Annotated in this window: 22 protein-coding genes and 2 tRNA genes; 11 read left to right on the top strand and 13 right to left on the bottom strand. The window is 60.8% G+C overall.

The genetic code is table 11. From position 1 onward, the window contains the following. Nucleotides 1-22: 22 nt before the first annotated feature. Together I6E04_RS06285 and I6E04_RS06280 are read right to left on the bottom strand one after the other, a co-directional pair. A complete protein-coding gene (locus I6E04_RS06285; RefSeq protein ID WP_235422402.1) occupies nucleotides 23-2908 on the bottom strand; it encodes a helicase C-terminal domain-containing protein in 2886 nt (961 codons plus the stop codon). Nucleotides 2909-2935: 27 nt separating this feature from the next. Then, nucleotides 2936-3892 carry a D-alanine--D-alanine ligase family protein gene (locus I6E04_RS06280; protein ID WP_235422337.1) on the bottom strand — a complete coding sequence of 319 codons (957 nt, stop codon included), beginning with the start codon at nucleotides 3890-3892 and terminating at the stop codon, nucleotides 2936-2938. Nucleotides 3893-4027: 135 nt separating this feature from the next. On the opposite strand from I6E04_RS06280, the gene rlmN reads away from it, so the two are divergent. Continuing rightward, complete coding sequence (gene rlmN, locus I6E04_RS06275) at nucleotides 4028-5071, top strand: 23S rRNA (adenine(2503)-C(2))-methyltransferase RlmN (protein WP_235422336.1); 1044 nt, start codon at nucleotides 4028-4030, stop codon at nucleotides 5069-5071. 92 nt (nucleotides 5072-5163) lie between these two features. Here the strand turns inward: rlmN and I6E04_RS06270 are convergent, their stop codons facing one another. The 9 genes from I6E04_RS06270 to rpmH form a co-directional block, all read right to left on the bottom strand. Next, nucleotides 5164-5418, bottom strand: a complete 255-nt coding sequence (locus I6E04_RS06270) for a hypothetical protein (RefSeq protein ID WP_235422335.1) — start codon at nucleotides 5416-5418, stop codon at nucleotides 5164-5166. Further along, nucleotides 5408-6250 (bottom strand): ParB/RepB/Spo0J family partition protein, encoded by an 843-nt coding sequence (locus I6E04_RS06265; RefSeq protein WP_235422401.1) that lies wholly within the window; start codon nucleotides 6248-6250, stop codon nucleotides 5408-5410. The genes I6E04_RS06270 and I6E04_RS06265 overlap by 11 nt, the downstream gene beginning before the upstream one ends. Before the next feature lie 40 nt (nucleotides 6251-6290). Beyond that, nucleotides 6291-7091, bottom strand: coding sequence for a ParA family protein (locus I6E04_RS06260; RefSeq protein WP_235422400.1), 801 nt, complete (start codon nucleotides 7089-7091; stop codon nucleotides 6291-6293). A gap of 368 nt (nucleotides 7092-7459) precedes the next feature. After that, nucleotides 7460-8230, bottom strand: coding sequence for a 16S rRNA (guanine(527)-N(7))-methyltransferase RsmG (rsmG, locus tag I6E04_RS06255; protein WP_235422334.1), 771 nt, complete (start codon nucleotides 8228-8230; stop codon nucleotides 7460-7462). Between the two features lie 106 nt (nucleotides 8231-8336). Further along, nucleotides 8337-8891 carry a Jag family protein gene (locus I6E04_RS06250; protein WP_235422333.1) on the bottom strand — a complete coding sequence of 185 codons (555 nt, stop codon included), beginning with the start codon at nucleotides 8889-8891 and terminating at the stop codon, nucleotides 8337-8339. Nucleotides 8892-8933: 42 nt separating this feature from the next. Continuing rightward, the gene (locus I6E04_RS06245) at nucleotides 8934-9704 is read right to left on the bottom strand and encodes a YidC/Oxa1 family membrane protein insertase (RefSeq protein WP_235422332.1); all 771 of its coding nucleotides are present in this window, start codon (nucleotides 9702-9704) and stop codon (nucleotides 8934-8936) included. 30 nt (nucleotides 9705-9734) lie between these two features. Continuing rightward, nucleotides 9735-9977, bottom strand: a complete 243-nt coding sequence (gene yidD, locus I6E04_RS06240) for a membrane protein insertion efficiency factor YidD (protein ID WP_235422331.1) — start codon at nucleotides 9975-9977, stop codon at nucleotides 9735-9737. Next, on the bottom strand, nucleotides 9961-10299 hold the full coding sequence (gene rnpA, locus I6E04_RS06235) for a ribonuclease P protein component (RefSeq protein ID WP_235422330.1): 339 nt from the start codon (nucleotides 10297-10299) through the stop codon (nucleotides 9961-9963). The genes yidD and rnpA overlap by 17 nt, the downstream gene beginning before the upstream one ends. A gap of 15 nt (nucleotides 10300-10314) precedes the next feature. Further along, nucleotides 10315-10458, bottom strand: coding sequence for a 50S ribosomal protein L34 (rpmH, locus tag I6E04_RS06230; protein ID WP_235422329.1), 144 nt, complete (start codon nucleotides 10456-10458; stop codon nucleotides 10315-10317). A 458-nt stretch (nucleotides 10459-10916) separates the two neighbouring features. On the opposite strand from rpmH, the gene I6E04_RS06225 reads away from it, so the two are divergent. The 8 genes from I6E04_RS06225 to I6E04_RS06190 all read left to right on the top strand — a co-directional run bounded on the left by I6E04_RS06225 (nucleotide 10917) and on the right by I6E04_RS06190 (nucleotide 22904). Next, on the top strand, nucleotides 10917-11993 hold the full coding sequence (locus I6E04_RS06225; RefSeq protein WP_235422328.1) for an ATP-binding protein: 1077 nt from the start codon (nucleotides 10917-10919) through the stop codon (nucleotides 11991-11993). Beyond that, on the top strand, nucleotides 11986-13632 hold the full coding sequence (locus I6E04_RS06220; RefSeq protein ID WP_235422327.1) for a DnaA ATPase domain-containing protein: 1647 nt from the start codon (nucleotides 11986-11988) through the stop codon (nucleotides 13630-13632). The genes I6E04_RS06225 and I6E04_RS06220 overlap by 8 nt, the downstream gene beginning before the upstream one ends. Before the next feature lie 236 nt (nucleotides 13633-13868). Then, nucleotides 13869-14972 carry a DNA polymerase III subunit beta gene (gene dnaN, locus I6E04_RS06215; RefSeq protein ID WP_235422326.1) on the top strand — a complete coding sequence of 368 codons (1104 nt, stop codon included), beginning with the start codon at nucleotides 13869-13871 and terminating at the stop codon, nucleotides 14970-14972. A 112-nt stretch (nucleotides 14973-15084) separates the two neighbouring features. Next, on the top strand, nucleotides 15085-16212 hold the full coding sequence (gene recF / locus I6E04_RS06210) for a DNA replication/repair protein RecF (RefSeq protein ID WP_235422325.1): 1128 nt from the start codon (nucleotides 15085-15087) through the stop codon (nucleotides 16210-16212). Beyond that, nucleotides 16209-16772: a DciA family protein gene (locus I6E04_RS06205; protein ID WP_235422324.1), complete on the top strand. Its 564-nt coding sequence runs from the start codon at nucleotides 16209-16211 to the stop codon at nucleotides 16770-16772. Before recF ends, I6E04_RS06205 begins: the two co-directional genes overlap by 4 nt. A gap of 114 nt (nucleotides 16773-16886) precedes the next feature. Next, complete coding sequence (gene gyrB / locus I6E04_RS06200) at nucleotides 16887-18911, top strand: DNA topoisomerase (ATP-hydrolyzing) subunit B (protein ID WP_235422323.1); 2025 nt, start codon at nucleotides 16887-16889, stop codon at nucleotides 18909-18911. Between the two features lie 118 nt (nucleotides 18912-19029). Next, complete coding sequence (gene gyrA, locus I6E04_RS06195; protein WP_268830364.1) at nucleotides 19030-21801, top strand: DNA gyrase subunit A; 2772 nt, start codon at nucleotides 19030-19032, stop codon at nucleotides 21799-21801. Nucleotides 21802-22274: 473 nt separating this feature from the next. Continuing rightward, entirely contained in the window at nucleotides 22275-22904 is a 630-nt protein-coding gene (locus I6E04_RS06190) for a helix-turn-helix domain-containing protein (protein ID WP_235422322.1), read from the top strand. 96 nt (nucleotides 22905-23000) lie between these two features. Here I6E04_RS06190 and I6E04_RS06185 read toward each other — a convergent pair whose 3' ends face one another. Next, a complete protein-coding gene (locus I6E04_RS06185; RefSeq protein WP_235422321.1) occupies nucleotides 23001-23501 on the bottom strand; it encodes a bifunctional nuclease family protein in 501 nt (166 codons plus the stop codon). Between the two features lie 176 nt (nucleotides 23502-23677). On the opposite strand from I6E04_RS06185, the gene I6E04_RS06180 reads away from it, so the two are divergent. After that, nucleotides 23678-23754, top strand: a tRNA-Ile gene (locus I6E04_RS06180). 63 nt (nucleotides 23755-23817) lie between these two features. Continuing rightward, nucleotides 23818-23893: transfer RNA gene (locus I6E04_RS06175), tRNA-Ala, on the top strand. Between the two features lie 268 nt (nucleotides 23894-24161). Here the strand turns inward: I6E04_RS06175 and I6E04_RS06170 are convergent. Then, on the bottom strand, nucleotides 24162-24671 hold the full coding sequence (locus I6E04_RS06170; protein ID WP_235422320.1) for a hypothetical protein: 510 nt from the start codon (nucleotides 24669-24671) through the stop codon (nucleotides 24162-24164). Between the last annotated feature and the right edge of the window lie 64 nt (nucleotides 24672-24735).

Raw genomic sequence — 24735 nt, 5'->3', positions numbered from 1 at the left:
ACCCGTGGCGCTCGCGGATGTGCTACCGATCGTGGGCGCGGCGCCACAGCTCGAGGTAGCGACCGACTTGAGCGCTCTCGATACGCTGGTAGCCAGACGTGGGTAGCGAGTCGAGGAATTTCCTGCCGTACCCCTTGGTCACAAGGCGCGAATCCGCCAGCACGAGCACGCCGACGTCCGACGAGGCGCGGATCAGCCTGCCCGCCGCCTGTTTGACCTCGATGACCGCCTCGGGCAGGGCATATTGCGCCCACGCGCGCTTCTCGCGCTGGTTGCGCTCACATGACAACGGATCGGTCGGGCTCGAGAACGGCAGCTTGGGGATGATAACGCAGCGCAGGGTGTCCCCGGACGCATCGAACCCTTCCCAAAACGCCTTGAGTGCGAACAGGGAGGACGATTTCTGCGAGATGAAGCGCTCACGCAGCTGGCGCGAGGACGTCATCCGCTGCTGGCAGGCCAACTCGAGACCGGCGGCGGCGAGCTTGGGCTCCACGCGCGCGTAGAGGTCCTCCATGTCGCGCCTGTTGGTGAACAGGGTGAGCGCCGAGCCGCCCATGGCGAGGTGCACGTCGACGAGCAGGCGCTCGAGCGTGTCGAGATAGGCGTCGCGGTTGCGCGGATCGGGGACGTCGCCCGCGACGACCACCGTCATGTTCGCATCGAAGTCGTAACTCGAATCCAGGTGCAGGGCACGCGACGCACGGGCATCGAGCCGGTCCAAGCCGATAGCATGGTTGAAGTGCGAGAAATTCCCCGCGATCGAAATCGTCGCCGAGGTGAAGATGGCCGTATGCACCTCGGGAAGCCACCTGGTCGCAAGCATCTCGCCCACATCGAGCAGCTCCGCGGTGAGCGACTCCCCGCCGGCACGAAGCCTCCTGTTCACCTGCAGGGAGTACACGTAGCGGTCGTCGGTCCCCTGGGCGATCAGGTCAAGGGCGTCATGCATCTCGCCCAAGCGGCGAGCCGCGTCGGCGGCGTCCACCACGAACTCGGGCTTGTCCTGTGCGACCGTCTCGACCAGCGAGGAAAGGTTCTTATGGGCTTCATCGAGCGCATCGATCGCCGTCAGGGCAGCGGGCAGGAAGTACTGCCAGCCCGCGCTCGCACGCATCTCGGGGCCGATCCAGATGTTGGCGTTATCGTAACCGTCAGCACGACCGCGGCGCGACAGCTCGCGCACTCCGTCGAACACCTCTGCCATGGCGAGCGATGCGCGCTGGACACTCGAGGTCGCCTTGGCCGACAGCCCCATGTAGAGCGTGGCAGCGTCCGATCCCGCCAAGTTTCGGATCAGCTGCCCCATCACACCGGACCGCTCGCCGCCGAGATGCTCGAAGAGCGATCGCGACTCGTCGGCGGACACCGTAACCGCCCACTGACGACGCGCCTCGCGTTCGACCGAATGGGCCTCGTCGACGACCCAGTGGCGAATCGGCGGCAAGATCTTGCCATCGGCCGCGACGTTGCGGAACAGCAGGGAATGGTTCGTCACCACCACGTCGACGCGAGCCGCACGGCGCCGGGCCCCGTGCACCAGGCAGCGATCGGGGTAGAACGGGCAGAGACGGCGCGCACACTCACGCGAGGACGTCGTCAGATCGGCGCGATTGACGCTGCGCCACCGGATGCCAAGACCGTCGAGGTCACCGGTGGGCGACTGACAAACGTATGCGTAGATGACCGCGACGGCGGTGAGCGTATCCGCCGGATCGCGCGTGGTCGAGATCTCGGTCGTCGAACGGCTCATGCGCTCGAGCTTGCGCAGGCAGGGATAGTGATCATAGCCCTTGAGGGCGCAAAACGTCAGGCCGCCGTCGAGCTCGCGGGCGAGCTTGGGCAGCTCGTGGTACATGAGCTGGTCGGCAAGATTATTGGATTTGGTGGCGATACCCACCGTCACGTCGTTGCGACGCGCCGCCTCGGCAAACGGCACGAGGTAAGCGATGGACTTGCCCACGCCCGTGCCCGCCTCGATGACGCGATGGGTGCCCGTCGCCAGGGCATCGCGTACCTCACAGGCCATCTCGACCTGCTCGGCGCGCGGCTCGTAGCCCGGATACATCCGATTGACCAGGTCTCCCGGCGCATACCGGGCACGGATCTCGTCCGCCGGGGGCATCGAAAGCCCGGGCAGCTCGTCGGCGTCCATGCGCTCCTCGGGCGCCTGCGCGCGCAAAACCTCGGTTCTGGCAGACACGAGCGAGAAATGGGCGTCGGGATCCTCACCGGCCAGATAGGAGAAGATGGGACGATAGCTCCACGGGACATCGGGATGCATGTCGGCAAGACGCCGCATCAACCCGCGGGGAAGATCGGTGAGCGCGACGAGCAGGATGCGCCACACGCCGCACAACGCCTCGACATCGTCAATGGCGCGGTGCGACACCGCAGCGCAGCCGAACAGCTCGGCCAGGTCGGCAAGCTTATGCGAACTCAGGCGAGGCAGTGCGATGCGTGAGAGGGCGAGAGAGTCGATCCAGATATCGCTTACGCGCACGCCACCGCGCACCGCCTCGATAAACGAGCGGTCGAACGTCGCATTGTGCGCGATGACCGGGCAGCCGCCCGCGAACCGCTCGAGCGCCGCCACGGCCTCCTCGGGCGAGGGAGCGTCCGCGACGTCGGCATCGGTAATACCGGTGAGCTGGACGATCTCGGGCGGAATCGGCATACCGGGGTGCACGAAGGTGTCGAAGCGCTCGACGACCTCGCGGCCGCGCAGACGCGCCGCTGCGATCTCGATCAGCCGGTTATCCTGCACGGACAGACCTGTCGTCTCGGTATCGAGCACGATCACGTCATCCTCGATCACACCGAACGTCCGTGTGCGGGCCCGCTCGGCGAGCGTTCGGTACTGCTCGATGACGAACGCGGGAGTTCCCGCCATCACCGCATCGGCCATATGGGTCACAGACTAGCTCCGTATCTTCTATCGGTCAGCGCGTGCGAGCGCAAGCTCAACCAGTTCAGCGCAGACATTCGCGAAATCGAGCCCCGCGTGGCGAACCTCGTCGGGAAACAGCGAGCTTTCCGTCATACCTGGAATCGTGTTGGTCTCGAGGATCACCGGACCACGCTCGCCGACGATGAAGTCGCTGCGCGAGATGCCGTAGCACCCCAGGGCATCGTGAGCCTCCTTCGCGAGCTGCTGAGCGCGCTCGTAATCCGCCTCGGACAGACGCGCGGGAATGCGGTGGATGTCCTTCGGGTCGACGTACTTCACGCTCAGGTCGTAGAAGTCGACATCATCCGGACAGCAGATCTCGACGATCGGTAGCGCCACGAGTTCATCGCCCCCGAACACACCGACGGAGATCTCGGTGCCCACCAGGCACTCCTCCACCAGGATCTTCGTGTCGTATTCGAACGCCTGCTCGATCGCGGCGTCGAGGTCGGCGACAGCGTCGACCTTGCTCACGCCGTAGCTCGACCCGTTGTAGGCGGGCTTCACGAACAGATGGCTTCCCAACTGCTCGACGATGGCCGCCGCATCCCACGTCTCACCGCGCTCGATGGCCATGCCACGCGCCGTGGGGATGCCGGCACGATCGTAGAGAACCTTGGAGAGCTCCTTGTCCATCCCGCAACCGCTTGCCAGCGCGTCCGAGCCGGTATAGGGGATACCGAGGTATTCGAGGATGTGCTGGACCATCCCGTCCTCACCGCCGACGCCGTGCAGGGCGATGAAGGCGGCGTCGTAGGAGCCGGCACGCACGTCATCGAGGAAGGTGTCGGTCGCAGGATCCAGGGTATCGACCTTGCCGTATCCCGCTTTACGCAAAGCGTTCGCGACATTCGCGCCGGAGGAGAGCGACACGTCGCGCTCTGCAGACGCACCGCCCGCCAGCACGGCGATCCTCATGTCATGTCGCTGCATATCCGCCATGGTGTGTACCTTTCATCATGTTCGGTCGTCGCTTTGGGATGGTGTTCATCCCGTGGCCTGCGCACACGTCGTGCGGGCCATGCAGTACCCTATTGTATAAGTATCTCGCTGGTATCTATTTGTGAAAGGCATGATATGGAGCGTTCCCACCGCCTGCAGGACATCCGCACGCTGAGCCGCGACGAGCTTGCCGATGTGGTCGCCGAGCTCGGTCAGCCCGCGTTTCGCACCAAGCAGCTCTGCGAATGGATTTTCGCCAAGCAGGCAACCTCGTTCGACGAGATGACCAACCTGCCCAAGAAGCTGCGTGATCAGCTTGTCGAGCGCTTCGTCTTCGGTGTCCCTACCGAAGTCGCCAAACAGATCTCCCGCGACGGTTCCCGTAAATATCTGCTTGAGTTTGCAGACGGCACTTCAGTGGAAACCGTCGGAATGCCCTCGCGCAACAAGCTGTCGGTCTGCGTCTCCACGCAGGCGGGCTGCGCCATGGGGTGCGCGTTTTGCGCCACCGGCTTCAACGGGCTTTCCCGCTCCCTTACCGCCCGCGAGATCGTCGACCAGGTGCTCCACGTCGCCCGCGACTTCGACGAGCGGGTCACGAGTGTCGTCTTCATGGGCCAGGGCGAGCCGTTCGCCAACTTCGACGAGACCGTCGCCGCGCTGCGAATCCTTAACGACCCCGACGGCCTCGCGATCGGGGCGCGCCATCTGACCGTCTCCACCTGCGGTGTCATCCCCGGTATCCGACGGTTCGCCGAGCTTCCCGAGCAGTTCACGCTCGCCATCTCGCTGCACTCCGCCGTACAGGCCACGCGCAACAAGCTCATGCCCGGCGTGAAGAAGTACACGCTCCCCCGCCTGCACGAGGCCATCCAGCTGTACGTCGAGAAGACGGGTCGCCGACCGAGCTACGAGTTCGCCATGATCGACGGTATCAACGACACGAATCCCGAGATGGAGGCGCTGATCGACTTCTGCCAGGGCACGCTGTGCCATGTGAACCTCATCCAGCTCAACGATACACCCGGCAGTCTCATGAAACCCTCGCCCATGAAGAAGGTCGAGACCCTACAAAAGCGTCTGCAGATGCATGGCGTCGAAACGACGATTCGCAACTCCCGTGGCAACGATATCGACGCTGCATGCGGACAGCTCAAGCAGCGTCACATGCACCTGTAACGCAATCGCGCCACATGAAAAGAAGCACCCTGTCTTATAGACTATTAAGACAGGGTGCTTTTATTAACTATAGTCTTTATTCTACTTATAGATTAATATCCTATATTACTCCATTGGTTTGAAACCCACTCTTGGTTGATCTTGGGGTTCTTGGTCATCTGCGCCGTACGGACGGCAACATCCTCGGTCATATCCCCAACCTTCCGCTTGGATGTCTGATAGACATCTTGGGCACCGCGCGAGATTCTCCCTCTAAGCTCCGGATCCGTTGCAACTTTATATCCGACAGCTATTCCGGCGACAACCGCAATACCCGACAGCACGATTCCGACGACGCTAGGCTTCATCGCTCATCTCCCCATCCGTATTGCCATGAACAACATGCTCGAGAATCTGCGCGAGCTCATCTTCATCTTTAAACTCGATCTCGATCCGATTCTTACCGCGAGACGATTTGACACGGACATTCGTATTGAGAGCCTGCCGCAACATGCGCGCTGCCTTCTTATAGGACTGAGGCAACACAGGACGAGGCGTTTTAGGCTGCTCTCCGACTGAAAACAATGGAGCAAGATTTTCAGTCGCACGCACCGACAATCCGTCCGCCACGACCTTCTCGGCAAGCTTGATGCGACCATCCTCATAAGGTACAGCAAGGATGGCGCGGGCATGACCTGCAGTAAGCTTGCCCTCGAACAACATATCCTGGATGACCTCAGGCAGATCAAGCAAGCGAAGCGAATTGGTAATCGCAGAACGTGATTTGGAGACAGCTTTTGACAATGCCTCCTGCGTCATGCCGCTTGCCTTGATAAGTTGGCGATACCCCTTCGCCTCTTCGATTGGATTCAAATCCGAACGCTGAAGGTTCTCGATCAGCGCAAGTTCAAGCACCTGCTGATCATCGACGTCCTTCACGATAACCGGCAGCTCCGTCAGACCGGCAATCTTAGCAGCCTGATAGCGACGCTCGCCGGCAATGATCTCGTAGCCATCTTTGTCCTTGCGAACGAGCAGTGGTTGCAGAATACCATTCAGACGAATCGATTCACTGAGCTCCTGAAGCTGGGTTTCATTGAAATGAGTTCGAGGCTGATTCGGGTTCGGATGGATCTGCTCGATCGAAACGGTATTCTCTGCCGCTGCTGTCGCTCCAGTTTCGGTCTGTGCTTCCTGAATCAAAGAGCCCAAACCGCGTCCCAGAGCTTTCTTCTTCGGACTAGGCACGACGGACCACCTCTTTCGCAAGCTTCATATACGCCTGTGCACCCTTATTGTTTGGAGCATAGGTAACAACCGGCATACCGAACGATGGCGCTTCAGACACTTTGACTGACCGTGGAATACAAGTCTTGAACGCCTTGTCACCGAAATAGTTTTGCACTTCCTCCACGACCTGATTCGAAAGCGAGGTACGTGAGTCGTACATCGTCAGTAAGACACCGAACGTATCGAGATTCTTGTTGATACGCCCCTTTACCATCCGCATGGACTCCAGTAGCTTCGTAACACCCTCAAGCGCGTAGTACTCGCACTGAATCGGAATCAAAACGCTATCTGCTGCCGTCAGCGCATTGATGGTCAGCAGGCCAAGTGAAGGCGGGCAATCGATAAAGATGAAGTCGAAATCATCAACTACGGGATCCAGAAGATCCTTAAGTCGCGTTTCACGTGCCATTGTTGACACAAGCTCGATTTCCGCGCCGGCAAGCTGAATCGTCGCAGGAACGACAAAGACTTTAGGGCATTCGGTGCTCTGAATGATATCCTCAGCGGGAACATCGTGAAGAAGCGCGTCATACACACAGTTTTCAAGCTGTTCCTTTTCTATACCGAAGCCACTTGTCGTGTTTCCCTGTGGATCAAAATCGACTACGAGAACCTTATAGTTCAGTTCTCCCAGTGCGGCTGCAAGATTTACCGCTGTTGTCGACTTCCCAACGCCACCTTTCTGATTAATGATTGAAATGATGCGCGTTGAAATTCCTCGTTTCGAACGTTTCACGTCACGAAAGCCCACTTCACCCTCCAAAGTTCATCTATAGTACGTCTCGAGTGAATGATGTTTCACGTGAAACCGCCTGCTTCCATACTGCAGTAGGCTTCACATGCTTATCTAATCAGCATTATGTTTCACGTGAAACCAATTATCAAGATAATCTTTGCGATCCGCTCAGATCAGTTGTGTTTGGTTTTAGCATGACGATCGAAAAACCCAGAATTGATATTACTATTGCCTGATTCAACCTTCCACAGCAACACTGTACTGAATAGCTGAGATACTATTGCAATGCGCATGCGTAGCAAAAACACGATGCAAACCGAATCCACACCATCAATTCTAATGCGATGACAAACTGAATCGAAGCGATTGTTTCACGTGAAACATCAGACGAGCGGCTGTTTACGGGCTAAGCCGGTAGCACGCGGAAGCTTAACGGATGATACACGATTCTTCGCAAAGACGAGCAGCTCGCGATGACCCATCTCTCGTGGAAGCTCGTAAGTATCATGTTGGACAAGCTGAAGGCCGCAGATTCGAGCAGTCTTCATACCCGTATCAAACTCATCTTGCGTAAGCTGACCCTTCGAGATGACAAGCAACCCGTTCTTGCACAGCAACGGCGTAGCATACTCGATCAGAACGGAGATCGGTGCAACAGCGCGAGCAACGACATATGTAAATGAATCACGATGAGCGCGGGCGTAATCTTCGACACGATCATGGACGCATAGAACAGATGAGAGACCGAGCTCATTCGCAAATGCTTGGACGGCGCGAATTTTCTTCCCGACCGAATCGAGAAGCACGCCGGTCAGGGAACTGCAAAGTGCAAGCGGAATACCAGGGTAACCAGCGCCTGTCCCGATATCAAGAAAAGAACCAGACGAGTCACTGAGATACGGGAGGAATAGAAGCGAGTCAAGAATATGGAGGACAAGTGCATCTTCCATATCTGAAATACGTGTCAGATTAATATAGCGATTAACCTGTTCCACATAGCACAGATGCTCAACGCAGCGAACGAGCTGATCATGGGACACATCGATTTGATGGGTGTCAACAAGCTCCTGAAGCTCATCAGCAAGCTTATCGATAAACGGTCTATCGGACTCAAGAGATTCAAGCACGATCGTACGTGACTGTGTATCACTCATCATGCAACCTTTCCGCACTGGCGACTGAAACCAGTGTATCAAGAACTTGAGACAAAAAAGAGGGCATGTCGAAGACATGCCCTCAAAACATCGTTGGAAACAGCGCTTACACAAGCGTGATGACAACGCGACGCTCAGGCTCCGCACCTTCGGAGTGCGTATCGACGCGGACGTTGTCACGAAGAGCGATATGCACCAGGCGACGTTCATAAGCGCTCATCGGCGGCAGGCTCACCGTGCCGTGCTGGCGAACGGCACGAGAGGCAGCAGAATGAGCCATGGAGATAACCTTGTCATGTCGACGGCTCTTATAGCCTTCGACATCGACAGCAACAGGAAAACGGAATCCAAGCTTGCGGCTTACCAACAGCGAGAAGATTGTCTGGAGCGACTCGAGCGTACGCCCATGGCGACCGATCAGCACGGCGAGGTCGGGAGCGGTGACATCGAGGATAAGCTCCCCCTCATCCCCCTCGTACTCATCGATGGGAGACTCACGGGCATCGAAGAAGGACAGCAGGTCGCGAAGGACCGAAACGGCAACATCGGCGATTGTGTCGAGCTCCTCGTCGGTCAACTCCTCGCCAGCCTTGTAGCGTTCGGCAATCGCAGCATATTCCCCAGTAGGAGATTCCTCGATCTCCTGAATCTCGTCAGACATGGCACACTCCATTAGTTAGGTACCTAAATAGTGACAGAACCACTATTTCTTCTTGTGCGGGCGCTGCTTGCGCTCGCGGCGCACGACGTCGACCTCGATCGGAGCGTTCTGCATGCGCTCCTCTTCCTCGGCCTTGGCCTTCTCGATCACCTTCTGGGTCACGAACAGCTGCTGAGCCACCTGCCAGGCGGAGGACACGTCATAGTACAGCAGGACGCCGGCGGGAAGACCCCAGCCGATCCACAGCATCATGATGGACATGACGACGGCCATCATGCGCATGGAGGAAGCCTGCTCGCCCGTCTGGTTGCGCGACATGTACAGCTGCGGCACGAGCGTGAGCACGGCGAACAGCACGAGCGCGACGAGGTAGGGCACGGAAGCGCCCAGGTCCTGACCGAACATCCTCGATGCGGACGTGGTCAGGTCGGGCAGGATCTGATAGAATGAGAAGTTCTCGCCCGAGAAGTAGTTCGGCAGATTGTTCAGCAGCGTGAACAGGGCGAACAGGATGGGCATCTGGATCAGGAGCGGCAGGCAGCTACCGAAGGGGTTGAACTTGTTCTCGGAATAGAACTTCTGCATCTCCTCGGCCTGGCGCTGGGGATCGTCCGCATAGCGCGCCTGGATCTCCTGCATCTTGGGCTGAAGCACCTGCATGCGTGCGGTGGAACGCGAGGACTTGATCATCAGCGGCGTCAGCAGCAGACGCACGATGACGACCAAGATGATGATGGACAGGCCCCAGTCGACCGCAAAGCCCTGGATAAGCCTCAGAACCTGGAAGAGGATTTCAACGATCCAGTCCCACATGTGAACAAACCTCCGGTAAACGAATCGTGCTTATGGCACGGGGTCATAGCCACCGGCACGCCACGGATTGCATCGCAGGATGCGCCGGACGGCAAGCCAGCAACCTTTCATCACACCGTACGAGGTGATGGCCTCGACGGCATACTGCGAACAGGTCGGTCTGTAGATACACGATGCGGGCAAGAGCGGCGAGATATACCGTTGGTAAAAGCGCACCGCTGCGACGGCGCAGCGTCGCGGCAGGTGCGCACCTGAGTTACCTCGTTTGTTCATGGATGCCCGCCCGCCTGCACAGCGATCTGAGCGCAGCTTGCATCTCGTCGGGTGAGGACGTCTTGGTCTTGTGCGTCGCGAACAGGATCACATCGAATCCGTCGCGCGGAAACGCACAGGCGCGCGCGGCTTCGCGCAGCACGCGCTTCGAACGATTGCGAACGACCGCGCATCCGAGGCGCTTTGCTGCAACGAAGGCGACCCGTCCCGAGTCGCCTTCCGAAAGAGCATCGCACACTATCATGCGCATCAGCGGATGCTTGAAGCTTCTCCCCTGATGGAATACGCGTTCGAAGTCCTGATGGGACTTGATCGTCCTCATGCGAGACGCATGCGACTACTTGTCGCTGACGGTCAGACGATGACGACCCTTGGCACGACGACGAGCGAGCACGGCGCGGCCGCCCTTGGTGGCCATACGGGCACGGAAGCCGTGGGTCTTGGCACGCTTACGCTTGTTGGGCTGATACGTACGCTTCATGGTAGATGTCCTCCTGCTACATTTAGTGTGCTGTTCGCACGATATAGACACGTGAGCTTACAGATTGTAGGGAATATAGTGCGCGAATGTCAATGAACGACCCGCAAAAGCACGCAACCTTTTCACGGTCGGTATGTCGACGCACGACCATATCCTTCCCGTCTCAGATTCTTTCATATTCTTTCATCAGGTTTTCCACAGGTCGAGTGGAAATTGTTAATAACTTTTCGCCACTTTTCCGAACTTTTCAACAAATTAGGAAAAGCTGTTGAAAAGTGCAGGAGGCTGCTCGCGATGATATTCTGTAGTGGTTCGATCACACCGTCCACAGATTGCGACTCCCGATGCCTGACGACTTCTACCCCTTCGTGGATTCGGGCGATCCCGCCCCCGACAACACCCACCTCACCGGGTCGGCGTCGATGGATGATGGCGACGGAAAAACCGCAGGTGGACCCATGCGCACCGAGGTTGAGCAGGCGGGCTTCGCCACGAGGATCGCCGTCTACGACGACATGCTCTCCACGCCGCGCGTCCTCGTGATCGCCCCCAAGGACGTGCGAGCCTACCTTGAAGAGATCACCAACACGGTCTATCGCTGCATGAAGGAACAGGGTGGCGGCATCTCGCTCATGGTCATCCGCGAGATCGTGGAGAACTTTATCCACGCCGACTTCGTCGAGCCGATCATCTCGATCCTCGACGACGGCAACACGATACGGTTTGCCGACCAAGGCCCCGGAATCGAGGACAAGGAGCGCGCGTTCGAGTTCGGCGTCACGAGCGCCGATCGCAACCAGAAGCGCTATATCCGCGGCACCGGTGCCGGATTCCCCATGGTGCAGCAGTATCTCGAGCATGCCGGCGGAGCGATATCGATCGAGGACAACCTCCATCAGGGCACCGTGGTCACGGTGTCGATCGACCCGTCCCGCGTGGCCGAGATCGAGGGCGCGGGGGCACGAGGTGCCGCCGTGCGCGGCGCAGGACCGGTCGCGACGCCGGTGAGCGGGATGACGGGCTACGAGGCGCCCGCGTATCCACCTGCTCCCGCACCGAACGGGGCGTGGCCGCAAAACGCCGGCGGCGCCTACCCGTACCAGATGGCAGGCGCGTATCCGGCGCCGCAGGCGACCTCGCCCTACGGCTACCCGATGTCCATCGGCGCATACCCCGGCGTGGCGTCGATGCCCCAAGCCGCCGGCGCGGTTTGGCCACCCCAGACGCCGGGCGGATATGGCCAGACATGGCCGGGGGCGACGCCGCAAACGCCGCAAACGCCGTCCCAGCAGCCGTTCGTCAGCGAACGCGGGGCGATGGCGCTCGAATATCTCGCGATGCACGGCAGCTGCGGACCGACCGACCTTGCAGGCGCATACGGCTCCTCGGCGCCCACGTGGTCGCGCGAGCTCGACGCGCTCGGGCGCGCGGGCCTCGTGGTCAAACGCGGGCAAAAGCGCTTCCCCACCGAAGCGGGAAACCTCTGGATACAGCAGAACCGACAGACGAAAGGCGGCGACGTGACGCATGGATAACGAGGCGACCCTGTTGCTCGACGACGCCATCGCGTGCTGCACGCGCGACGGCCTCGACGCGCGGCTCATCAACATGCTCGCAAGTGCGCGCGCTTGCGAGCTCACCGACGACGCGTTGACCATCGAAGCGCCGAGTCGCTTCGCGTACTCGTATCTCGTCAAACAACGCCAGGTCATCGAGCGCTACCTCGAGGAGATCGCATTCGCGCCGCTCGCACTGACCATAACCGTACCGCAACCTCCCGCGGCGGCACCGAATTCGCGAACGGATGGCCCCATCGCCACCGAGACCGCCCCGAGCGCGACCGACGACGGAAGCGGGCTAGACGAGCAGCGCATCCATCGCGGCGGGCCGAAGCTTGCCGCCGGCGAGGACGGCGAACGCAAGGTGAAGGTCGCCAACACCATGTCACCCGAGGCCTTCCGTCGCATGATGGCGCAGATGAAAGGCGCGCCCGTCGCCGAGGTCCAGCCTGCGGCGACACCCCGGGGAAACCCCGCGGAGATGCCGGCGCGCGAGGAATACCCCTCCGTCGGCATCAACTCGAAATTCACCTTCGACAACTTCGTGCTCGGCGACGAGAACCGCCACGCCTACCAATCCGCCGTGCGCTTCGCGGCGTTCGCCGACGATCCGGGCCAATGCACGAGCCTGTTCATTTACGGCAACTCGGGACTGGGCAAGACCCATCTGCTGTTCGCCATCAAGAACTACCTCGCCGCCGAGAAGCCCTATATCCGCGTCAAGTACGCCAACAGCCAGGCCTACATCGATGACTACATGCGCGATCTGGGGTCCCAGCGCGGCCCGGGCGAGCCGATCATGCGCGAGTACCGCGCCGCCGACGTGCTGATCATCGACGATATCCAGAACATCATCGGGCGCCAGGCCTCCATCGAGTTCTTCTTCCAGCTGGTGGACGAGTTTTTGCGCGAGAACAAGAAGATCGTCATCGCAAGCGACCGCGCTCCCAAGAAGCTCGGGATGGACGAGCGCCTGACCAGCCGTTTCAACTCCGGCATGCTCTGTTTGGTATCCGAGCCGACCTTCGAGACCAAGTACCGCATCCTCAAGTACTACTACGAGAACATCATCTGCGCGGGATCCAACGCGCAGCTTTCCGGCGCCGACCTATCCATCCTGGACGGCATCCCCCTCGAGGAGGGAAAGCTCAGCGACGACCACCTGCGCCACATGGCCGAGATCTCGGGCAACAATATCCGCGAACTCGAGAGTTTCTGCGAGCGCTGCGCGGGACTGTCCTACGAGAAGGAGCAGGCGGGCGCCGAGCTCACCGCGACCGACATCGACGCCATCGCCGACGAGTACTTCGACACGGCCCACAAGGTCGTACGGGTGGACACCATCCAAAGCGTGGTCGAGGAGTTCTACCACGTGAGCCACGAGGACATGATCGGGCGCAAGCGCTCCAAGAACATCGTGTTCCCACGCCATGTCGCGGTCTATCTCGTCAACTCCATGTGCGAGATGTCGCTCAAGGCGGTCGGCAGCGCGTTCGGACGCGACCACACGACCGTCATGCATAGCATCGAGAAGATCGAGACCAAGATGAAGGAGGACACGCGCTTCCGAGAGGAGATCCAGCAACTCAAGAACATCATCCTGATCAAATCCTGATACTGTTGAAAACCGCGGGACACCTTGGGGAAAAGCCGTTGAGAACCGAAAGGACTCCGTGGAGAGGCGTGGACGCACGCCGGTCAGGTGGATAACGACCTCTGTTTTCCACCGTGTCCTGCGAACGGAAACAGAGGGGTTCATCAGGCACGATTCCGTTTTTCCACCCTATCGACCGTCTTATTACTACTATTTTGTTAGATATATATACAGAGAAGAAAGAAAGGGACGCGCACATGAGATTCACCGTCAGCCAGCCCGCTCTCGCCGAAGCGCTCGCGATCGTCATGAAGGGTGTGGCGAGTGCCAGCACCCTTCCCATCCTGTCCGGCGTGTTGATTCGAGCGACCGAGGGCGTCCTGGAGTTCCATACGTCCAACTACACGATCTCGATCCGCCATCGCATCGCCGCCCGCGTCGAGGAAGAGGGCGATATCGTCATCCCCTGCAAGATGCTGTCGAACATCACCAAGACCCTGCCCGACGCACCGGTGTCGTTCGAGGTCGTCGACCGCCAGGTGTCTATCACCTGCGAGAAGAGCTCCTTCAAGCTCAACACGCTCGACCCGACGGATTTCCCGGAGTTTCCGACCATCGCGCTCGAGCGCTCGGTCGAGCTGCCGTGCGACATCTTGAGCGAGATGGTCTCGCGCGTTTGGCGTGTCACCTCGACCGATAAGAACCGTCCGGTCCTGAACGGTGTGTACATGACCGTCGAGAACAATACCGTGCGCCTCGTCGCGACCGATTCCTATCGTCTCGCCGTGTGCGATACGCAGGTGGAGACCTCCTCACTCGAGGGGAGCTTCGCCCTGAACGTCCCCGCCGACGCGTTCAACGACGCGCTCAGCATCATGGGCGGTCAGAGCACCATCATGATCGGTTCGACCGACACGCAGGTCGTGTTCGCCGCCGGCAACACGACGTACGTGTCCCGTCGTATCGAGGGAACCTACCCCAACTACAAGGCGCTGCTGCCCGCGGCCTGCGCGACCACGGTGAAGATCGATGTCGACGCGTTCTCGGCGGCGCTCAAGCGCGTGGCCGTCGTCGCCCAGGCGAACTCCGCCGTGAAGTTCGAGATCTCCGCCGAGACGGGGACCATGGGCCTATCGGCGATCTCCAACGACCAGGATCGCGCTCAGGAGACGATCGACGTCGAGGTCGAGGGCGCATCCGGCGTCATCGCGTTCAATTACCACTACATCTTCGGCTGCCTGAACGTGCTGTCCCGCGAGAAGGAGCTCACTCTCGAGCTGCAGTCCTACAGCCAGGCCGGCATCTTCAAGGCGTACGACAAGATCAACTACCTCTACCTGGTCATGCCGGTCCGCATCTAACCGCCCGTGCGAGAATGTCCCAAAAAGGGGCTAAGGAAAATCGGGACAGCGGGCGTGATGTGATTTCACGCGCGAGGGATATCGGCGAGTTGGAGTGAGGGGGTGATGCGCCGTGGGCGTCTACGCGCAGCGTCTTGTCGCACATGATTTTCGCAGCTACGAGTCGTTCGAGTTGGTGCTCGAGCGGGGCATTACCGTGCTCGTCGGTCCCAACGCCGCGGGGAAGACCAACCTCGTCGAGGCGCTTCAGCTCCTGACCGCCGCGTCGTCGTTCCGTCGTCCCTCCCCCGCCGATGTGGTCCGCGATGGTGCCGCGCGGGCGGATATCTCGCTTTCCCTCGAGGGGGACGGTCGGCATCTCGATATGGCGATGGTTTCCGAGCGCGGTCGGCGGACCTTCATGCGCAACGGCAAGAAGGTCCGTGCCGCCGATATCCGCGGGGTGTTGCCGAGCGTACTGTTCTGCCCGGACCATCTTGACATGATCAAACGCTCGGCCCGCGTCCGCCGCGCCGCGCTCGATGATTTCGGCGTGCAGCTCAATCAGAGCTACGCCCAGCTCGTGTCGACGTACGAACGCGCCCTCGAGCAGCGCAACAACCTGCTTAAGGACCGCTTCGCCTCGCGCGATCTTCTTGCGGCGTGGGACGACACCATCGTCGCCGCGGGCGCCGCGGTGCTCGTGCATCGGCTGGCCCTGCTGGAGCGCATTCGCAAGCACCTCGTGCGCGTGTACGCGAGCATCGCTCCACGTGAAACGGTCGACGTGCGCTATCGCGCCTCGGTCGGCGATATCCCGACCGATTCGGCACGTGACCGTGACGCGGTCGCGCGGCACCTCGCCGCCGCCCTTGCCGAGACGCGTGACGAGGAGGTTCGCCGCGGCATGACGCTCGTGGGACCGCACCGCGACGAGGTCGTCTTTTTGATCGATGGACGCGACGCCCGTTCGTTCGCAAGTCAGGGGCAGCAACGCAGCCTCGTGCTCGCATGGAAGATCGCCGAGGTCGAGGTCACGCGGGACATCCTGGGCTACAGTCCCCTGCTGTTGCTCGACGACGTCATGAGCGAGCTCGATGCATCGCGCCGCGAGGCGGTCGTCCGCTTCATCGCCGGTGAGATCCAGACCGTCATCACCACCACCAACCTCGGCTATTTCACCGATGAGCTGCTCTTGCGCGCCCGTGTGGTGCGAATCGGTGCGTACGCCGAGGGTGCCTGGGGTGGTGAGCCGGCATGATGCGGTCGAAGCGCACGGGTGAGACCCATAGCCTGGCGGACTTCCTTCCCGCGGAGCGCCGTCGCATCATGGATGGTGCGAACGAGGTCCGTCGCGGGCAGATGCGCGCGGCGGAGGCACGACGCGACGTGTATCGGGCGTGGAACGAGGTGTGCTCCGGCACGCGCGAGGGCGCGCATGTGACCGGCTTGCACTACGTCCCCGAAAACAACGAGCTTATCGTGTATGCCGACGGTTCGGCATGGGTGGCGGAGCTTTCCATGATGCGCGAGATCATCCGCGCTCGGATGTACCGGCTCGGCGTCGATATCGCCCAGATCAAGGTGCAGCTCACCAAGCCCGGCTACACGGCATCGACCCCTTCGACGAAAACCTCGTCATCCGGACCGTCCCGCCCCGCCAAGAAGGGTCCTGCGCCCCGGCATCCCTTGAGCGAGTCCGCCGACCGCAGGCTCGACGCCACGGTCGCGCCCATCGAGGACGCGCGTTTGCGCGATGCGCTCAAAAAGGCGATGAAAGCGAGTCTTGAGCACAAAATAACCAAGGATGGTCGCAACTAGGCGTTTAAGGGCATCTGATGGTCTTGTAGGGGTATGCGAATGGTGGGAACATACCCTCCCCAATCAACTAAAATATCGAAGGTTAAGGACATTTCTTGAGATAAGGAGATGTGCGTGGCGAAGAAGAACGAGTACGGCGGTTCCGAGATCAAGATCCTCGAGGGTCTCGACGCCGTCCGCAAGCGCCCGGGCATGTATATCGGATCCACGAGTTCCAGCGGTCTGCACCACCTGGTGTGGGAGATCGTCGACAACTCCGTGGACGAGGCCATGGCGGGCTTCTGCTCCAAGATCGAGGTTACGGTCCATCCCGACAACTCGATCACGGTCGTCGACAACGGCCGTGGTATCCCAGTGGACAAGCATCCGGTCAAGAAGATCCCGACGCTCGAGGTCGTCATGACCATCCTGCACGCCGGTGGCAAGTTCGACAACTCGGCCTACAAGGTCTCGGGCGGCTTGCACGGCGTCGGCGTCTCGGTCGTCAACGCCCTGTCCAAGAAGATGGTCGTCCAGGTCCGCCGTGACGGCAAGATCTACGAGATGCAGTTCTCGCGCGGCAAGACCACGCAGAAGATGATCGAGGTGGGCAAGTCCAAGACCACCGGTACCACCACGACCTTCTGGCCCGATGACGACATCTTCGAGACGACCGTCTACGACTACGACACCCTGCGCAACCGTCTGCAGGAGACGGCGTTTCTGAACAAGAACCTGAAGATCATCCTCAAGGACGAGCGCGAGCTCGCCCCGCGTGTGGACGAGTTCTGCTACGCCGGCGGCATCGTCGACTTCGTCAAGTTCCTGAACGAGGGCAAGGATATCCCCGACGGGCTCAAGAAGCCCATCTACCTCGCTGGCTCCTCCGAGCCCGACGCGCCCGTCGAGCGCACCGGCGAGGTCGAGGTCGCCCTTCAGTGGAACACCTCGTACTCCGAGACGGTCATGAGCTTCGCGAATGACATCTACACCCCCGAGGGCGGCATGCACCTCGAGGGCTTCCGCACCGCGCTCACGAGCGTCATCAACGACTACGCCCATAAGCAGAACCTGCTCAAGAAGGATACCGATAAGCTCAGCGGCGACGACGTCCGCGAGGGCCTGGCCGCCGTCATCTCGGTCAAGCTCGCCGACCCGCAGTTCGAGGGTCAGACCAAGGCCAAGCTCGGCAGCTCCTTCATGCGCACGCTTGTGCGCAAGGTGGTGTCCGAGGGACTGGCCGAGTACCTCGAGGAGCACCCCAAGCAGGCGCGCGAGATCATCAAGAAGGCGCAGCAGGCCAATCGCGCTCGCAACGCCGCCCGCAAGGCCCGCGAGGCCACGCGCCGCAAGAGCCTGCTCGAGACCGCATCGCTGCCCGGTAAGCTCGCCGACTGCTCGGTGCGCGACGCCGAGATGACCGAGCTGTTCATCGTCGAGGGCGATTCCGCAGGTGGTTCGGCCAAGGACGGCCGTCGCCGCGATATCCAGGCGATCTTGCCCCTGCGCGGCAAGATCCTGAACGTCGAGCGCGTCGGCGACCATCGTGCCTTCTCCTCCGACACCATCCAGTCGCTCATCACCGCCATCGGATGCGGCGTGACGACGGGTTCCGGCGACGGCGGGGACTTCGATATCACCAAGGCGCGCTACCACAAGATCATCATCATGACCGACGCCGACGTCGACGGCGCGCACATCCGTATCCTGCTGCTGACGTTCTTCTACAAGTACATGCGTCCGCTCATCGATGCGGGCTACGTGTACGTGGCGTGCCCGCCGATCTTCGGCATCAAGGTGCGCAACAAGATCCACTACGTCTACCCCAACGGCCGTCAGCCCGAGGAGGAGATCCTGCGCGACACCATCAAGAGCCTGGGTCTCAATCCCGACGAGGGCGAGGACGAAGCTGCCGACGGCAAGATCACCAAGAAGCGCCGCGGCTACACCGTCCAGCGTTACAAGGGTCTGGGCGAGATGGATCCCAAGCAGCTCGCGTCGACCACGATGGACCCCAAGACGCGCATCCTACAGCGCGTGACCATCGAGGATGCCGCCGTCGCCGATCGCGCCGTGCGCGAACTCATGGGCAACCAGGTCGAGTTCCGTCGCGAGTACATCGAGAAGCACGCGCACGATGCCCGCTTCCTCGACGCGTAACTTCGGGTACCCGGGAGACCCGAACGACAAGATGGTGCCAGGTACAAACTTGTCGCTTCTTGTCGATGAATGCACTGAACCGCGACCGAACCACAGGAGGTAGTACGTGGCCGAAGATATGAACAACACGCCGGGCGCCGGCGATGGCGGCGAGGGTCTGCCCGATGACCTGAAGCGCCTGCTCGCGCGCGCGGAGACGCAAAACGAGGACGGCGAGACCGTGGGTTATGACCCCGACGCCGTCGACGAGGACGAGGAAGCCGATGACGAGGGCGAGCTCGAGGAGAGCTTCGGGACGGTCGACCGCGGTGAGGCCGCCGGCGAGGACATCAACGGTGGCCAGCTCCAGGTATCGGAGTTCGGTCGCGAGATGAAGCAGTCCTTCATCGAGTACTCGATGTCGGTCATCACCGCCCGCGCCCTGCCGGATGTGCGCGACGGCTTGAAGCCCGTGCACCGCCGCATCCTCTACGCCATGAACGAGTCGGGCATCTACCCCAACCGCCCGCACAAGAAGTCGGCCTGGACGGTCGGCGAGGTTATCGGCAAGTACCACCCCCACGGCGACTCCGCGGTGTACGACACCATGGTCCGTCTGGCGCAGTGGTTCTCCATGCGCACCCCGCTGATCGACGGCCACGGCAACTTCGGCAACATCGACGGCGACTCCGCGGCCGCCATGCGCTACACCGAGAGTCGCCTGGCCAAGCCCGCCATGGAGCTGCTGCGCGACCTGCAGAAGGATACCGTCGACTGGCAGCCCAACTACGACGAGTCGCTCGCCGAGCCCCAGGTGCTCCCGGCGCGTTTCCCCAACCTGCTCGTCAACGGTTCGTCGGGCATCGCGGTCGGCATGGCCACGAACATCCCACCGCACAACCTCGGCGAGGCCATCGAGGCCACCTGCATGCTCATCGACAATCCCGACGCCACCGTCGACGAGCTCATGACCGCGATGCCCGGTCCGGACTTCCCCACCGGTGCGCAGATCATGGGTTCGGACGGCATCCGTCAGGCATATGAGACCGGCCGCGGTTCGATCACCGTCCGCGCCAAGGCGCATGTGGAGTCCACCAAGACCGGGCGCAACCGCCTCGTGTTCACCGAGATCCCCTATCAGGTCAACAAGGGTACGCTGCAGGAGAAGATCGCCCAGCTCGTCAACGAGAAGCGCATCGAGGGTATCTCGGACATGCGCGACGAGTCCACGCAGAAGGGCATCCGCCTCGTCATCGAGCTCAAGAAGGGCGTCATCCCGCAGGTCGTGCTCAACAACCTGTACAAGTACACATCGCTGCAGAACACCTTCGGCGTGAACAACCTTGCGCTCGTGGGCGGCGTGCCCAAGTGCCTATCGCTGCGCGAGATGCTGCGCTGCTATATCGACCATCAGGTCGACGTGGTCACCCGTCGCACCCGCTTCGACCTCAAGAAGGCCCAGGCGCGCGCACATATCCTCGAGGGCTACCTGATCGCCCTCGACCATATCGACGAGGTCATCTCGATCATCCGCTCCTCTCGTACCGACGCCGAGGCGAGCGAGCGCCTGATCGAGCGTTTCGGGTTCACGCCCGAGCAGACCTCGGCCATCCTCGAGATGAAGCTGCGCCGTCTGACCGGCTTGGAGCGCGACAAGATCGAGGAGGAGCTGGACGGCTTGCGCCGCGCCATCGCCTACTACGAGGACCTGCTGGCCCACGAGGAGAAGATCCTCGCAGTCATCAAGGATGAGATGCGCGAGGTCGCCCGCAAGTACGGTGACAAGCGCCGCACCGAGATCTGCGCTGCCGAAAAGGATCTGGACGTCGAGGACCTCATCGCCGATGAGGATATGGTCGTCACGATCACGCACACCGGCTACGTCAAGCGCATCCCGGTCGCCGCCTACCGCGCGCAGAAGCGCGGCGGCAAGGGCGTGACCGGCGCGAACCTCAAGGAAGACGATGTCATCGAGGAGATGTTCATCGCAAGCACCCATGAGTACGTGCTGTTCTTCTCCAACCGCGGCAAGGTCTACCGTCTGAAGGTGCACGAGCTGCCGGTCGGTACGCGCCAGGCGCGCGGCACCGCGATCGTGAACCTGCTGCCCTTCGAGGACGGCGAGAAGATCGCGAGCGTCATCTCCTGCCGCGAGTTCCCCGATAACGAGTACCTCATGTTCGCCACGGCGAGCGGCATGGTCAAGAAGACCGTCATGAGCGCGTACGACCGCAGCCGTCGCGACGGTATCATCGCGATCAACCTCAAAGCGGGCGATAACTTGCTCGACGTACGCCGCGTACGCGAGAACGACAAGGTGATCCTTGCCACCACCGCCGGCAAGGCGATCATGTTCAACGAGGAGCAGGTGCGCGCGACCGGGCGCGATACGAGCGGCGTGCGCGGTATCACCATGAAGGGCGACACGAAGGTCCTGGGCATGGAGATCTCCAACGGCCGCGGCGACCTGTTCGTGATCACCGAGCGCGGATACGGCAAGCGCACCCCCGTTGCCGACTATCCCGAGCAGAACCGTGGCGGCCAGGGCGTCTACACCATCCAGATGACCGAGAAGAAGGGCAATCTGGCGGCGATGAAGACGGTCGGCCCACAGCATGAGCTGTTCATCATCACTGAAGGTGCGACGGTCATCCGCGTGAAGACCGACGAGATCTCCAAGACCGGCCGCGCTACCCAGGGCGTCAAGATGATGTCCGTGTCCGACGGCGATCGCGTGACCGCCGTGGCGCGTATGACGAGCGCGAAGAAGAAGGCCAAGGCCCCGGCTGTCGCCGAGGGTCAGGAATCGCTCGACCTCGCCGCCGCCGGCGCCATGGAGGCCCCGCGCGATGACTATCACGTCGACATCGGCAGCGGCGATGAGGCGCTCGAGGATCTGATGGACGAGTAACGGCTTTCAAATCCGGTTTCCGTATCGGGGAGGGGCGTTTTCGGTGGTTCGAACCGGAAACGCCCCTCCCCTCTTTTGTTCGGTGCGGTCGATGTCATGCTGATCGAATCAGAGGAGCGCTGGTTCGATACTCCGGTGCGGTATGGTGCGCTCGTCGAGCCGCGAACACGACCGAGTCAATGATGCGATGCTCTCCATTCGATGAATCGAACGCAATGTTCTGTGGTTCGGTGCAGTCGCGTAAAATAACCCCTGGGGTTTTTCTACATCGAGACGCATTGCGTAACAATACCCCAGGGGTTATTTTGCGCAGGTCACTGCACGGAGGGCTCGATCGCACCGTCAAAAACATTTGACGGTGCGATCGAGCCCTCCGTGCCCTCGTGTCAGCACCCTTTGATGGTACGATGCGGCGCGTCATGGCAACGTCGATGGTGTACGGGACACATCGTGGTCGACGGGAAAGGAGGGTCATGGAGATCGGGAATCGTATCAAGGGTTGCCGAGCGGATGCCGGTATGTCTCAGGATGACTTGGCGGCACGTATCTACGTTTCGCGCCAGACGATCAGCTCGTGGGAAAACAACAAGACCTATCCCGATGTCCAGAGTCTGCTGCTTCTTTCCGAGACCTTCGATGTGTCTGTGGACAGCCTGATCAAAGGAGATGTGGAAGCCATGACGAGGACGGTTGATTCAGACGTCCGCACCATGAAGCGGTTGGGGAACGTGATGCTGGTGTTTCTCATCCTCACGATTCTCGCGTGCGGTTGGTTCACCTTTCAAGTTGCCGTGTGGGATTGGCCTCTAGACCATGCGATTCCCACCATAGTTATCGCGCTGGTGATGTGGGGCATCTCCATGTTTGCGGCAATCTGGGTTGATCGCATCAAGAAGCAGCATGACTTAATCACCTATAAAGAGATTCTGTCCTATTGGCGCGGCGAGCCGGTCGATCGCAACACCGAGCGCGGTCGCCGCGAGCGTGCTATTCCTTCGTGGATGAAGACGATTCGAACTATCGGGTGGGCCATTATCGCCCTGGCTGTCGGAGCAGCCTTTGGTTTCTGCGTCTCGGGTGCCATCGCCGCGCTGTTCGGTTGACGAAGGGGCTAACATGGCCTCCCTAGAAAAGCGTGCCCGGCTTCGCGTCATCGTGCGAAGCCGGGCACGCTTACGTTTGCGTCGCGGTTCGGTCCGTTAGAAGTCGTCAGGCGAGACGGAGCGTGCGAACTCGTCGAAACGCTCAAGCTCCTTCTCGCTGTCTTCTTCCCCACGGTACGAGACGTTTCCGGCGCGGTTCATGACATCGTCTTCGACGTAGATGGGGGCGTTGGAGCGGACGGCGAGCGCGAGCGCATCGCTGGGGCGAGCGTCGACGCGCTTCTCGTGGGAATCCTGGTCGGCGAGGACGACCGTTGCGTAGAAAATCGGAGCGTCCACGCGATTGATCTCGACGCGTTCCAGTTTGCCGCCGAGCTCGCGGATCGTGTCGACCATGAGGTCATGGGTGATGGGGCGCGAGCCGTCGTCCCCGTCGACGCCGCGTCCGATCGCAGCGGCTTCGTACGAACCCGTCTGGATGGAGAGGGCGCGCAAAGGGGCATCCGAGGCGTCGTCGTTGCCACGCTCGCGCAGCACGATGACGGATGGGACGGGACCGGCGGCCATGATAATGGTTTCGATATCGACGCGAATCATCGTGGCACCTCCTCGATGTGCAAGTACATGCGAGACAATCGCGCAAATCCGGTACGTTATAGTACCCAAAATATCGATGACATGCGGTTTTGCACGTTCTCTTCACGATGTTGGAATTCTTCGAAAAAAGATGTTGACGCGCGGACCCGCTCTGGGCTATTATTTCCTAGCGCGATGGACCTGTAGCTCAGTTGGTTAGAGCGTCCGGCTGATAACCGGGAGGTCACAAGTTCGAATCTTGTCAGGTCCACCACCTTCTTTCGCAATAAACACCCCAGCGAGAGCCGAGTCGCCGCTGGGGTGTTTATTACTACATGGGGGTTTAGCTCAGCTGGGAGAGCGCGGGCTTTGCAAGCCTGAGGTCAGGGGTTCGATCCCCCTAACCTCCACCATAAGATCATTTAACCTCGCCAGGGCGAGGTTTTTTTCTTATCTGGGGACCGTGCGGGGGGATCGAACCGATGAGGTCGCGAGACTGTGCAAACGCGTGAGCGTTTGCCAGCGAGCGTGCGAGGGCGCGCCAGCGCCCGAAGCTGCGGACGGCGCAGCCGGACGCGATCCCCCTAACCTCCACCATAGGATCATTTAACCTCGCCACGGCGAGGTTTTTTCTTATCGAGGATCCTCGAATGTAAAATAACCCCAGGGGTTATTTTACATTCACTCTCCCGACTCCAGCAGGCCCTTAAAGCCCGTCAGGCGTTCCCAGACGCCCGCGCTCGCCATGAGCAGCACGCGGTCGTGCGAGCGCCTTGTTTCGTCCTGAGCTTCCTTTGCGGCGTCCTGTGCGTGGTCGAGTGCGGTCGCGAGTTCGTGAATCTGCGCGTCCTTGGCGGCGAGCTGCGCGTGCAGGGTTTCGATCTGTGCCTTCAGGTCGTCGATGCGCTCCTTGTATACGCTGACGATCGCGTCGATATCGACAGATGGGGCAGCTGCCGTGTTGCCCTCCGTTCTGTCGTCGGTGCCTGTGGTGGCACCTGGTTTGTTCTCGACGTTTTTGGTCAGGTAATCGGCGAGCAGCGAGGCGCCTTCGGCGTCGATGATCAGGGCTCCACGGGCTCCATCGGGCTTGGCGTGGCCGTCCTCGCGTAAACCGAGCTCCTTGACTGCGCGACTGACGGTCGACTTTCCCCTACCGGTCGCATCGGCGATCTCCTTGATGGTCGGCATATGCTATCGCACCTCCGGCGAATCGGTTCACACTGAATCACTGCATCCGAGTATACCGAATCGA

Source organism: Collinsella tanakaei (assembly GCF_021531055.1).
Classification (GTDB): Bacteria; Actinomycetota; Coriobacteriia; order Coriobacteriales; family Coriobacteriaceae; genus Collinsella; species Collinsella tanakaei_B.
This window is presented reverse-complemented; position numbering and strand designations above follow the sequence as displayed.

Bases quoted from the DNA above. Each gene is read 5' to 3' on its own strand.
- I6E04_RS06285 (WP_235422402.1), bottom strand. From the start codon at position 2,908: ATGGCCGATGCGGTGATGGCGGGAACTCCCGCGTTCGTCATCGAGCAG.
- I6E04_RS06280 (WP_235422337.1), bottom strand. From the start codon at position 3,892: ATGGCGGATATGCAGCGACATGACATGAGGATCGCCGTGCTGGCGGGC.
- rlmN (WP_235422336.1), top strand. From the start codon at position 4,028: ATGGAGCGTTCCCACCGCCTGCAGGACATCCGCACGCTGAGCCGCGAC.
- I6E04_RS06270 (WP_235422335.1), bottom strand. From the start codon at position 5,418: ATGAAGCCTAGCGTCGTCGGAATCGTGCTGTCGGGTATTGCGGTTGTC.
- rsmG (WP_235422334.1), bottom strand. From the start codon at position 8,230: ATGAGTGATACACAGTCACGTACGATCGTGCTTGAATCTCTTGAGTCC.
- I6E04_RS06250 (WP_235422333.1), bottom strand. From the start codon at position 8,891: ATGTCTGACGAGATTCAGGAGATCGAGGAATCTCCTACTGGGGAATAT.
- I6E04_RS06245 (WP_235422332.1), bottom strand. From the start codon at position 9,704: ATGTGGGACTGGATCGTTGAAATCCTCTTCCAGGTTCTGAGGCTTATC.
- yidD (WP_235422331.1), bottom strand. From the start codon at position 9,977: ATGAACAAACGAGGTAACTCAGGTGCGCACCTGCCGCGACGCTGCGCC.
- rnpA (WP_235422330.1), bottom strand. From the start codon at position 10,299: ATGAGGACGATCAAGTCCCATCAGGACTTCGAACGCGTATTCCATCAG.
- rpmH (WP_235422329.1), bottom strand. From the start codon at position 10,458: ATGAAGCGTACGTATCAGCCCAACAAGCGTAAGCGTGCCAAGACCCAC.
- I6E04_RS06225 (WP_235422328.1), top strand. From the start codon at position 10,917: ATGCGCACCGAGGTTGAGCAGGCGGGCTTCGCCACGAGGATCGCCGTC.
- I6E04_RS06220 (WP_235422327.1), top strand. From the start codon at position 11,986: ATGGATAACGAGGCGACCCTGTTGCTCGACGACGCCATCGCGTGCTGC.
- dnaN (WP_235422326.1), top strand. From the start codon at position 13,869: ATGAGATTCACCGTCAGCCAGCCCGCTCTCGCCGAAGCGCTCGCGATC.
- I6E04_RS06205 (WP_235422324.1), top strand. From the start codon at position 16,209: ATGATGCGGTCGAAGCGCACGGGTGAGACCCATAGCCTGGCGGACTTC.
- gyrA (WP_268830364.1), top strand. From the start codon at position 19,030: ATGAACAACACGCCGGGCGCCGGCGATGGCGGCGAGGGTCTGCCCGAT.
- I6E04_RS06190 (WP_235422322.1), top strand. From the start codon at position 22,275: ATGGAGATCGGGAATCGTATCAAGGGTTGCCGAGCGGATGCCGGTATG.
- I6E04_RS06185 (WP_235422321.1), bottom strand. From the start codon at position 23,501: ATGATTCGCGTCGATATCGAAACCATTATCATGGCCGCCGGTCCCGTC.
- I6E04_RS06170 (WP_235422320.1), bottom strand. From the start codon at position 24,671: ATGCCGACCATCAAGGAGATCGCCGATGCGACCGGTAGGGGAAAGTCG.